The sequence below is a fragment of the Phenylobacterium sp. genome (assembly GCF_004799515.1).
In the GTDB taxonomy this organism is placed as follows: domain Bacteria; phylum Pseudomonadota; class Alphaproteobacteria; order Caulobacterales; family Caulobacteraceae; genus Phenylobacterium.
Map to the genome: position 1 here is coordinate 1 of NZ_SSMX01000011.1, position 10315 is coordinate 10315.

Annotated in this window: 10 protein-coding genes and 1 pseudogene; 5 read left to right on the plus strand and 6 right to left on the minus strand. The window is 64.4% G+C overall.

All coding sequences use genetic code 11. From position 1 onward, the window contains the following. Positions 1–764 precede the first annotated feature (764 nt). The 4 genes from E8A49_RS05415 (at position 765) to E8A49_RS05430 (ending at position 3675) form a co-directional block, all read left to right on the plus strand. Positions 765–1901 (plus strand): hypothetical protein, encoded by a 1137-nt coding sequence (locus E8A49_RS05415; protein WP_293377256.1) that lies wholly within the window; start codon positions 765–767, stop codon positions 1899–1901. A 160-nt stretch (positions 1902–2061) separates the two neighbouring features. Beyond that, positions 2062–2763: a PEPxxWA-CTERM sorting domain-containing protein gene (locus E8A49_RS05420; RefSeq protein ID WP_293377259.1), complete on the plus strand. Its 702-nt coding sequence runs from the start codon at positions 2062–2064 to the stop codon at positions 2761–2763. 442 nt (positions 2764–3205) lie between these two features. After that, entirely contained in the window at positions 3206–3400 is a 195-nt protein-coding gene (locus E8A49_RS05425) for a hypothetical protein (protein ID WP_293377262.1), read from the plus strand. A gap of 44 nt (positions 3401–3444) precedes the next feature. Continuing rightward, a complete protein-coding gene (locus tag E8A49_RS05430) occupies positions 3445–3675 on the plus strand; it encodes a hypothetical protein (RefSeq protein WP_293377265.1) in 231 nt (76 codons plus the stop codon). Positions 3676–3931: 256 nt separating this feature from the next. Here E8A49_RS05430 and E8A49_RS23150 read toward each other — a convergent pair whose 3' ends face one another. Beyond that, positions 3932–4696 (minus strand): AraC family transcriptional regulator, encoded by a 765-nt coding sequence (locus E8A49_RS23150; RefSeq protein WP_366928792.1) that lies wholly within the window; start codon positions 4694–4696, stop codon positions 3932–3934. A gap of 103 nt (positions 4697–4799) precedes the next feature. On the opposite strand from E8A49_RS23150, the gene E8A49_RS05435 reads away from it, so the two are divergent. Further along, positions 4800–5525 carry a DUF4440 domain-containing protein gene (locus E8A49_RS05435; protein WP_293377268.1) on the plus strand — a complete coding sequence of 242 codons (726 nt, stop codon included), beginning with the start codon at positions 4800–4802 and terminating at the stop codon, positions 5523–5525. Between the two features lie 597 nt (positions 5526–6122). Here E8A49_RS05435 and E8A49_RS05440 read toward each other — a convergent pair. The 5 genes and pseudogenes from E8A49_RS05440 to E8A49_RS05460 all read right to left on the minus strand — a co-directional run. Next, positions 6123–7091: a DUF3667 domain-containing protein gene (locus tag E8A49_RS05440; protein WP_293377271.1), complete on the minus strand. Its 969-nt coding sequence runs from the start codon at positions 7089–7091 to the stop codon at positions 6123–6125. Positions 7092–7159: 68 nt separating this feature from the next. Next, positions 7160–8059: an alpha/beta hydrolase gene (locus E8A49_RS05445; protein ID WP_293377274.1), complete on the minus strand. Its 900-nt coding sequence runs from the start codon at positions 8057–8059 to the stop codon at positions 7160–7162. Positions 8060–8072: 13 nt separating this feature from the next. Next, complete coding sequence (locus E8A49_RS05450) at positions 8073–8984, minus strand: DoxX family protein (RefSeq protein WP_293377277.1); 912 nt, start codon at positions 8982–8984, stop codon at positions 8073–8075. Positions 8985–9136: 152 nt separating this feature from the next. Continuing rightward, positions 9137–9559: an SgcJ/EcaC family oxidoreductase gene (locus tag E8A49_RS05455; protein ID WP_293377280.1), complete on the minus strand. Its 423-nt coding sequence runs from the start codon at positions 9557–9559 to the stop codon at positions 9137–9139. A 167-nt stretch (positions 9560–9726) separates the two neighbouring features. Beyond that, positions 9727–10315 (minus strand): annotated as a pseudogene (locus tag E8A49_RS05460) (IS630 family transposase); the annotation flags it as partial.

Below are 10315 nucleotides of genomic sequence, written 5' to 3' on the forward strand. Positions count from 1 at the left end.
GGACGCCGCCGTCGCACAGAAGGCGACCGCGCCTGCCGAGGCGAACAGCAATGCGAGTTTCGAAAGCCTGACCATGATCGACCCCTCCAAAGTGAGCCACGCGTGACGGCAGCCCAGCACCCCTGCTGATTGCCCGTTTGTTACCAAGTACTAACGTTATCTAGATATTTGGGTCGATCAAACAGACTCCCCTGATAGGCGAGTACAGTTTGCCAATCAGTCGTTCATCCTCTTGAGGTTGCGGCCAGTCGGCGGGGTTGGGGCCGTAGGTGCATCCGTTTCGATTACGAAGGATGGTAGGCGCCGGCCTAGGCGGGCCGCCAACGGTTGCGCCGCATGGGTTGACCGTCGCACGCTCGCTCACGCGTCATCCTCATTGCTTTCACGGTCGTATTTCTGCTTTTCGATCCCGAAAAAGATCGCGGTTGGTACGGCGGCCAGGATCGCTGCGGCCGCCAGGCCGATGCCGGCTAGACTCCGCCAGCCATGGGTCCGCCCTGCGCATAAGCAATGGCCCAACCGACTGCTGCCGGGAAGAATTGAATCATGCCCAATCCATGCCGGCCATGGGGGTCTTCAACAGCCTGTTAGGTCCTGATCCACGGCAGAGACGGACCCTCAAAGCTGTCCTCCGTATTTTTCCCGCGCTCACCACGCGGACAAAGTTGCATTCGATCGGCGGTTGACCTCTTCTGACGTCGAACGCAGCGGCATAATCCTTGCAACCCATCGCGGAAAAATCTGACGGATAAGAGTAATCGGCGATGGATCAGCGTGAAGAGTGCGAGTTCCTCGACCTGCTCTATAGCGCCGCCGTCGAACCGGCTCTCTGGGTTCCGACACTGAAGCGTTTCGCCGACATGATCGGCGGCACGAGCGGGCTGCTTTCGCGGCACAATATCGTCGACGGAAGCGCTTCCGGCGTGGGGACGCGGTACGACCCGGCCGTGGAGTCCATCTATAACGACTACTATGCCGATAAGAACGTGCTCCTGAAGGTCGCAGATCCCGGCGCGTTCCTTAGGAGTTGGGCGCCGCGCATCCTCACCGACGAAGACTGGATGCCGAAGGAAGCGTTCGTTCGGAGTGAATACTACAACGATTTCTTGCGCCCCATGGAGATCCATTCGGTGCTGATGATCCGTCTGGCGGCGATCGACCAGGAAGTTTGCGCCCTGAATATCAACCGCCCCGAACCGCGCGGGCAGTTCGATCGCCCGGACATCGAGATCGCCACGCGGCTGCATCCCCATCTCATCCGCGCCTTCAATCTGAGCGATAAGCTGGCCGATGGCGCCCAATTGAGCGAAGGCGCGGCCAGCGTTTTCGACGGGTCTCCCCACGGCCTCTTCCTGCTCGACGCGGAAGGTCGGGTGAAACGGGTCAACCCCGCCGGCGAGGCGCTCGCCCGCGCCGGCGCCGGGGTCGCGATCATCGGCGGACGCCTTTCCGCAACGGCCGCAGAAGCGGCCAATCGTCTCGCGGCCTTGATAGGCGCGGCCGCGTCTCGCGATACAGCTCGGCGCACCGGAGGGTCCATGGCGCTGGCCTCGCCGACCCTCCCCACGCCGCTTTCGGTGACCGTCGCGCCGGTTCGAGCCGGAACGGCGCCGCTTTTCGCCAGCGGTCGCACGGTTATCGTCTGCGTGACCGACCTAGGGGCCAGCATCGCCCTTTCCGAACAGAAGCTTCGTGACCTCTTCGCCCTCACTCCCGCCGAGGCCAAGGTGTCGGCGGCGCTGTTCAAGGACGCCGATCCGAAAAAGGCCGCCGCGCGGCTCGGGATCAGCAGCCGCACCCTCCAAGTGCATCTCGGCCACATATTCGAGAAGACCGGGACCAACCGGCAGAGTGAACTGATGCGGCTGATGACGCGGATCGCCTGCGCCGATCTGGCGTGAGCGCCGGAGCGCACCCCGCCTCGCCGCTAGATAATATCAAGACATAGTTCGTTTGACTTACGACGGGACGCCGCCGTTGACCCATAACGGTCGCCGGAAATCGCGCGATGTGCCGCGATCTGGGCGCGCCGCGCGGGCCGGATTTTGAAGGGGACTACCGATGCGTCGAACCAATCTTCTCCTCGCAACGGCGGTGGCAATGGCTATCGCCACCTCCGCCGGGGCCAGTGTGGTCACGAATGGCGGTTTCGAGACAAATGGTCCGCCGGCGCCTGGCAGCGGGGACTATTCGATCGGCAGTACGCAGATCACCGGCTGGACGGTGATCAACAACGATGGCAGCACGACGGACAACGGCCATAACATTATCTGGATCGGCAACGGCGCGTACGGCCTCTACACTCCGTTCGGAAACGATTTCCTCGATCTGACGGGCACCACGGACCAGACACCATTCTCCGGCGTCAGCCAGACGCTAACCACCGTTTCTGGGCAATCCTATGCACTGACTTTCGACCTGGGAGCACAGGGATCTTCTGGGATTTTCGGGGGCCCGATTTCGGCGACGGCCAGCGCCGGCTCAACCTCGGATACCTTCAGCTTTGATGGCGCCAGCGGAACGAACGCCAACGGGACGTTCTGGACGCCGGAGACTCTCAATTTCACGGCGACCTCGACCTCGACGGTCATCTCGATCGTGGGCAATACCGGGCAGGAATTCATCGGCCTGGACAATGTCAGCGTCGCGACTGCCGGCGGCGTTCCCGAACCCGCCAGCTGGGCCCTAATGTTGGTAGGCTTCGGGGGCCTCGGCGCGGCGCTTCGCGGCTCGCGGCGTAAACAGGCGCACGCCGTGGTGTGATTGTCGAATATTGCCGGGAGGGGGCCGCGCGACGGCCTTTGGGCGCGCTCCAGATTTGGCGAAGGTGTCGTCGTTCGCCCTGTCAGCACCGATGGGACAACCGGCGTCCGTCCTGCCCTGGGCAGATCAGATGGTGGCGCGAAGTGGGCCCAGTCGAACGCAAATTCATCGCTGTTTTCAATGTGTTGATTACGACGACCTGCTTCGGCGGCCGCTTTTGACAGTGATGAGATTGCGGAGTTTCCATCCCGGAGCGCTCCATGCGGACACATCAGCCGGTTGATGCACGAGAACTGGATGATCGCGTACGGGAGCTTGCACGGCAGCATTTGGCTGAGCTTCGCCGAACCTGGAACAACTACTGGGGCGGTCCGCCGAGGCTGCTCAGCGTTTCGGCCATGCGACCCGCAAGCACCCTGAGCCGGATCTGATCCGAGCCCAGTTGCACGGCGCGGAGGGCGTGGCCGGCCTTTGCGAGGTCGAGGCCGCCATCGCGGCGTTCTGGCCGTCGTCTCCCGCCAAGGAGCTGATCTGGCTGACTTTGACCGCGGGTCCGGACAGCCTGGAACTGCAGGCCTTCGCCAACGGCGAACTGCTGAGCGCGGCCACTTACAGCCTCGCTCCAGCCCATGCGTGAGGCCCGGTACCGGCTCAGCCTCCACGCCGATCCCGGACGGCCTGGTGCGCATTTTCAATGTCGTCGCGCTGCAGCCGGTCGCGCTGATTTCGGTGCGCCATGACCGGTCGGAGCGGCGGGCCACGTCCATTGTTGAATTCGAGACGGCAGCACCGGACAGAGCGGCCCTGCTGGCCGCGCGGCTGCGGCAGGCGATTTGGATGCACGACGTCCAGCTGCGCGCACTCCCACCGCAGCCTGCGGATTCTCAGATCGCGACTTCAGGACTGATCTGACCTGAACCAGACCGCAGCAACAAACCCGATAAGGTCGCGGCAGAGGGCGCGCCGCCCCGCACTGGGCGGATGCCAACGCGCGTGGGCGCCTACTCTGAATTCTCAATGGCAATCGGGAGTCCAAGCAATACGCTGAAATCTCTTACACACTACTTACACACTCGGCTTAAGTCGCTGGAATTATAATAGAAGTTTCGTAGTTGACTGGACTATGTGCCGACTAGGTCGTTGTCAGACTGGTCTTCGTCGGCCGCAGTTACGCTTCGGTCGCGGCCATCGGCCCAAAGTGCGACCGTCGCCAGGCGGCTGGGGTCGCGCCTGTCAGGTGGCGCATTGCGCGTGTCATATGCGCTTGATCGGAAAATCCCGTCTCAATTGCGACCGCTGCAAGGGGTTCGCCAGTCTCAATACAGAGCCGCCACGCCGTGCGCGTCCGCAATTCGCTCCGCAGTTCGGCCGGTGAGACACCGTACACTCGCCTAAGGTTCCGAGAGACGCACTCCCGCGTTAGTCCGTGCGCATCGGCCCAGGTCTGCACGCGCAATGTTGGGGTCATCCGAAGATCCGTGAAGAACCGGTCGGCCCAATGCTCGAGGATCGGTGATGATGCGCGATCAGCGGTGAGTTCACCGCACAAGATTCCGAGAGTCGCCTTCAGGTCGGATTGCGAAGCACGATAGATTTCCTCTACGTTGCAGCCTCGCCAGACACCCCCGGCGCCCGCGTCGAAGCGCCAAGGCAGCCGGACAAGATCGACCCCGCGGCTCATCATATGGTCGGCATGACGGTCCAGTGTGGGTTGCACCACAATGTCCCCTGCCTCCACTCGGTATCGGCCGCCATAGCCGGTCTGGTGGAATGCGCCCGCGAGCACCAGGGTGGCATAGGCCGCGTCGTGGGCGTGGCGTGGCCGATGCTGCTCAGGTCCGAGGCGGTCAAAGCCATAGCGGACGTTTCGGCGCGCGGATCGGGTCGTCGCGTGCGCTCGCTGGCCAGGCCCGCCTTCAGCGTCGTGGATCATGCGCCGAGGCTAAGCCCATTCACAGCGGCGGCACAGCATCCGATCCTAACTGGCGTCACATTCGTTCAAGACGGGCTCGGCGGCCCGCGGCGACAGTCGCCGCATGCCCCTTGCCGCCGTGTTTCTAGCCCTTGTCGCCGCCGGTTCTGCGCCCCCGCTCCCTAACGATGCCCTTGCCGTCGCGCTTCGAGCAAAGGACCAAGCCCTGCTCGACGCCATTGCACCCGGGGAGCGCGGGATCTGGGAAAAGACCTTGGCGCCGAGAGCCGTCTATATCGATGAGAACGGCGCGGTGATGGGCCGCACCGCTTATCTCAAGAGCTTGGAGCCGCTGCCCCCGGGCGCGAGCGGCCACCTCACCATCGTGAACTACCGTCTGACCCGCGTTGGCGACACGGCCCTGGTGATCCATCGGGATGACGAACGTGAGGACTTCCACGGACTCCAGCTGCATGCCGACTATCTCATGAGCGAGACGTGGCAGCGGATGAAGGGCGTCTGGCGCCTTGCGATGGTCCACGTCTATGTTGTGGCTGTCGATCCGCCTGCCATACAGCTCCCAGACGCGGCGCTGGAGGCCTATGTCGGGACCTACGCGGCCGGAAATGACCTCACCTATGTGATCCGGCGGGAGGGCGACCACCTCTTGGCCGGCCGTCCTGGCGGCCCCATGAACTCCTTGCTGGCCGAGGCGCCGGACGTGCTCTTCACCCAAGGTCAACCCCGCGTGAGGCGGCTGTTCCAGCGCGACGCCGATGGCAGGGTCACGGGTTTCATAGATCGTCGCGAAGGCGAGGACATCGTCTGGCGAAAAACATCTGCACAGTGAACTGGCGTGATCGGAGCGGGGAGCGCCGAGAACGACGACGGGCGGCGCCGTCCAGGGAAACTCGATGCCGGAGATCGGCGACGACAGGAGGCGGTCGCCTCTGCGGTTCGCGAGGACGATTGGACCTACCTCGTGGGCGTGCCGAGCGGAGGCGGCTAGGATCCGTTGGTTGTCCAGTTGGCGCAGAGCGGTCTGCCGCTCTGGATCGGCGGCCAGACCGGCCTGGGCCCGTTCGACGAACTGGCCATCGCGATCGATTGGCCTAGCTCTTATTTCGTGCGTGCGCCTAAGGCTGCGCGCCGACATGGGACAGGCCGATGGCGGGGCAGTCCGCATTCGGGGGACTTCTCGGTTGGGCAAGTCGCAGGCGCCGCAACCGTTGGCATGTCAGGACAGAATTTCTTCCCAGCGGGCGATCTAGGCCCTGAATGATGTTCCGCATCGTCGGCGTGGATGGTGCGCTGGCTCCGCTGGCACAGGCCTTCTGTTCCGATCGGTGGCCAACCCAGCGGTCCGGCCTGTCTCCGCCCTTTGACGCGTCACGTCGTCGGTTCGTCGCCGGAATTGGCGCCCCGCCTCGCCGCGAGGTTCGCAGGGTTATTGGAACGTCGCCAATCCCAGCATCACCATCGCCAGGATCATCACGCCGAACTGGACCGCAGACGCGAAGAACAGCACCAGCATGCGCAGAAGCGTGCCCACAACGCTCGTGCGATAGGTCCCACGCATATGGAAAAACAGGTGCACGGGTGCGACCCACAGCACGTTCCAAGCCGCAGCTGACGCGGTCGCGCCTGCGAACCCCGCCGAGAGCAGCAGCCCCTGGAACGACAGGGAATGCATGGAGAAGATCAGGTGGTCGAAGACGTAGACATTCTTTTTGAACAGGAACAGCGCCGACAACATCAGGGCCGCGATCGGCAACATGACCACGGCCAGCCGGTGCGCCCACTCCGAGGCTGACGCAATGAAGGCGTCGGGATTGGCCGCGGCCTTTCTGAGTTTTCCGGCCCAGTAGGCGCGGGCGGCGGGCGTTTCCAGGCCCACCCCGTTAATGTCGGTGTCCTTCACGTCGCGAAACTGCGTCAGCGCGTACCGGAATCCGGCCTTGTTGCCGTGTGTCGAGGCTGCCGGGGCGTTCGGGGCGCCAGGTCGGGCGTCCTGGTTCGCGGCCTGGGTGTCATGGTTGAGGCTTTCTCCGCCCGCGAAGAACACCAGCAGCAGCACCAGGAGGAAGATGCGGAACGGCGACACCTGCACTGCCCGGTGGCCATCGAGGTAGTCCCGTGTCAGCCGGCCCGGCCGCAGGATCAGGCGTGGAACGGTCTGCCAAAGACGGCCGTCGAGGTCGGTCAGGCCTTCGATCGCTTCCGTCGTCAGCCGCCAGATGGAGCGGCTATACTTCTCGCCCCGCTGGCCGCAGGCGGCGCACCAGGGGCCCGTCAGAGGCGTGTGGCAGTTGAGGCAGGGCGCGCCGAGCGGCAGGCTGTGCTTGGCGGCGCGTTTCAACTCGTGGCTGATGGTGTCGGCCGAGACGGCCTCAAGGAGTTCGTCGCCCGTCGCCATGGCTAAACCCAGGTGATGGAAGGAAAGCCGGTGATTTCGGCCCGGGATGAATGTCGAGGGCCGTGCGTCTAGGTCAGGCCTTGCAGCCAACGGATCACCGTGGCCTCAAGCGCGATCCGTATGCCGCTCCAGGCATGGTCGGTGGCCTCGTGATGGACGCTAACCCTGGTCCCGCCGTCACCTTGGATTTTCGACGCGAGCCCCTCGGCGTCCGGCGCCAAGCCATCGTTCGACGTCAGAATTAATTGAGGCTTGTCCGTCAGCCCCTTGGCCACCGCCGCATTGAACGACAACCGGGGCGAGGCGCCGATGATCTCATCGGCCAGCTTCTCCCGAGAGGTCCCCGCCAGGCTCTCCATTTCCGACTCCATCGACTTGACCACCCGCGGCCTGACCGCTGGCGTGGCGCCGTGTCCGGCCATGTCGGCCGCCGAGATCAGCACCGCTCCGGCGAGTCCCGGATCCTGCGCCGCGGTCAGGGCCGTGACCCAGCCGCCCATGGAGTGACCCGCGAGGACCAGTTTGCGGGTGTCGATTTGGAAGGCCGCCACGTTGGCTGGATCGCGGACAAAGCTCAGCAAGGCCTTCGCGTCGACGATGTTGCCCTCGAGGCTGAAGGCGCCTGGACTCCCCCAGGACCCGCGATAGTTGAAGGCGATGCAGTTCCAGCCGGCGCGGCGGATGGCCTGGGCAAGATCTTGCATCTTTTCATTCCCGGGCAGGCCGTGCAGCAAGATGACCGTGGGGTGGGGGCCGGCTCCGGCGGCCAGGTAGATGACCCCGTTGATCTGCACGCCGCCGCTCGGGATGTGCAGGACGTCCATTCGCGGAGGGTGGGCAGGGTCGATCGGCGGGTCGGTGAACACTGCCGCGGGGACCGGCGGATCGGCGCTGTCCGCGGTGAACGCCGGCGATGATGCGGCGCTGAGCGCCAATAGGGCTGCAGCCAGTAGGGTGGCACGCGTCATGGAGTCTCCGGGTTCAGATATTGTCCGCCCCAGCCCGGGACAGCCTTAGGGCGCCTCGGCGCAGTCGGGGACGCCCTGGCTCAGTGGCAAGTTCTCTTCTGAGCGAGAGCGTGGAATTCTCAGCAGGCTGCGCGCCGCCGTCGCGGCGTTCTGTCCGCTGAGACGCGCCGGGTCCTCGTCGTTCCGAGACGGCGTCGGCGATAACCCAGGCCGCGCCGATCAGGGCGAGGTTCATGGCGTTGGCCGTCCAGGTCATGTGGCTGAGCGGCGCGGTAAAGAAGGTCGGTGCGTGCACCACAAGGCCGAACAGGATGAACATCCCTGTGAGGCACCACGCCGCCATACGGGCCAGCACGCCCGACAGGATCGCAAGTCCAGCGGCCATGTGCGCCACACCGGTGGCCAGCGCCCAGAAGACCGGGCCGGGCGGCAGTGTCTTTGGCACGAGGTCAGCTGTGGCCGAAAGGTAGACGAAGTGCGCCAGACCGAACGCCAGCAGTGAGACGCCAAACGCCAAACGCCCTACCGTGAAAAGGCGTTGGGACTGCGCGACGCCGGTCGCCGCGATCGACGACATGGCGACAAGACCTCCGGCGACGAGGGCCAGTTGCTCCGCCGCGCCGGACCAGGCGGCGAAGACCTGAGGATGGCCGAATATCCTCGGGAGGTGAAGCGCCACGACGCCCAGCGCATAGAGGACCGACAATGCCGCCAGGCCTAGTGCGCGCGTCCGCCGCCTTTGGACGGCGGCGCCCGCCAGCACCAGCGAGCCCGCAACAACGTACGCCAGGATCCACCGACCCGGGACCCCGCTCGGGACCGGCTGCCACACCAAGGCGAAGTCGTCCCAGGCAAGGCCAACGCTGCCCAGCGCAATCCCCGCCAAGCCAAATACGCGATAGCCCCACCGATCCGCGGGGGACATCCGACCAACTCCTTCGCCACGTTCACAACCCGCCGCACCTTGCCGCCTCCCGACGGCGCGCACTTGGGGAAAGTTGCGGCGTCCCTGAACCGCTCTTCCACCGTCGCCGCGGTTGCTTTGTCGCGCGCCAGGGTCGAGCGCTCGATCAGGCCTCAGAAGACCAGATTACGGACGATTTTCCAGGATCCGTCCGCACCGCGTTTCCAGACCGTGAGATAGGGCCCATCGGAGGTTATCTTGCGACCTGAGGGATCCAAGGTGGTCGCGCCGCCGTGGCCCCACTCATAGATCAGCCCATCCTGCGCCACGGTCATGCCCTGGTGATGGATCCCACCGCTCACGACCTGGCCTGGGCCACTCAGACGATCGCGATAGAAGGCGACAATCGCCGGGCGTCCGATGATTTCCTGGCCGTTTCCCAAAACGAAGACACCCCGCTCCGAATAGGGCGCCGCCAGGCGCTCGGCGTCTTTGGTCTGCATAGCGACGAGCCAGTCCAGATTGGCGCGTTCGATCGCGGCCTTGGCGGCTCTGAGGTCGTCGACGGCCGCCGCACTCCCGGCGGTGGACATCATGGCGAATGCAGCACAAACTGGGACAAATTTTCGAAGCAGCATAAGGCCCAGTCTAGTCGCGGTCCCTTGCCGTAAACTTCGGAGCCGGTCGAAACATCGAGATCATCCGGGCCATGCACGCAGCTGCCCAACTCAGCAGCGGCCGTCATTGAATTAGCAGACACTTCCTAGTGGATTGAATCCAACACTTGGTGCCCACGGGCTGCGGTGGCGATGATCTTGTCGGGATCGGCGGTCCAGACGAAGGGCTTGGGCTGCTGGTTGTGATCGACGACGAAGCGGTTGATGGCGGCCTGAAGATCGACGACACCCTTGAAGACCCCGCGCTTGAGGCGGCGTTTGGTCAGGATAGCGAAGAAGCCCTCGACGGCGTTGAGCCAGTTGGCCGAGGTGGGCGTGAAATGGAACGTCCACCGCGGATGGCGGCCCAGCCAGGCGATCACCTTGGGATGCTTGTGGGTGGCGTAGTTGTCCAGGATGGCGTGCACGGTCTTGCCGGCTGGGACCTTACGTTCGACGGCGTTCAGGAAGCGGATAAACTGCCGGTGGCGTTGCATGCAGGACCTATGACCTTGCCTTCCAGCACGTCTAAGGCGGCGAACAGGGTGGTCGTGCCGTGTCGCTTGTAGTCATGGGTCATGGTTCCGGCCCGCCCTTTCTTCAGCGGCAAGCCGGGCTGGGTGCGATCCAAGGCCTGAATCTGCGACTTCTCATCGACGCTGAGCACCACGGCGTGGGCCGGCGGATCGACATAGA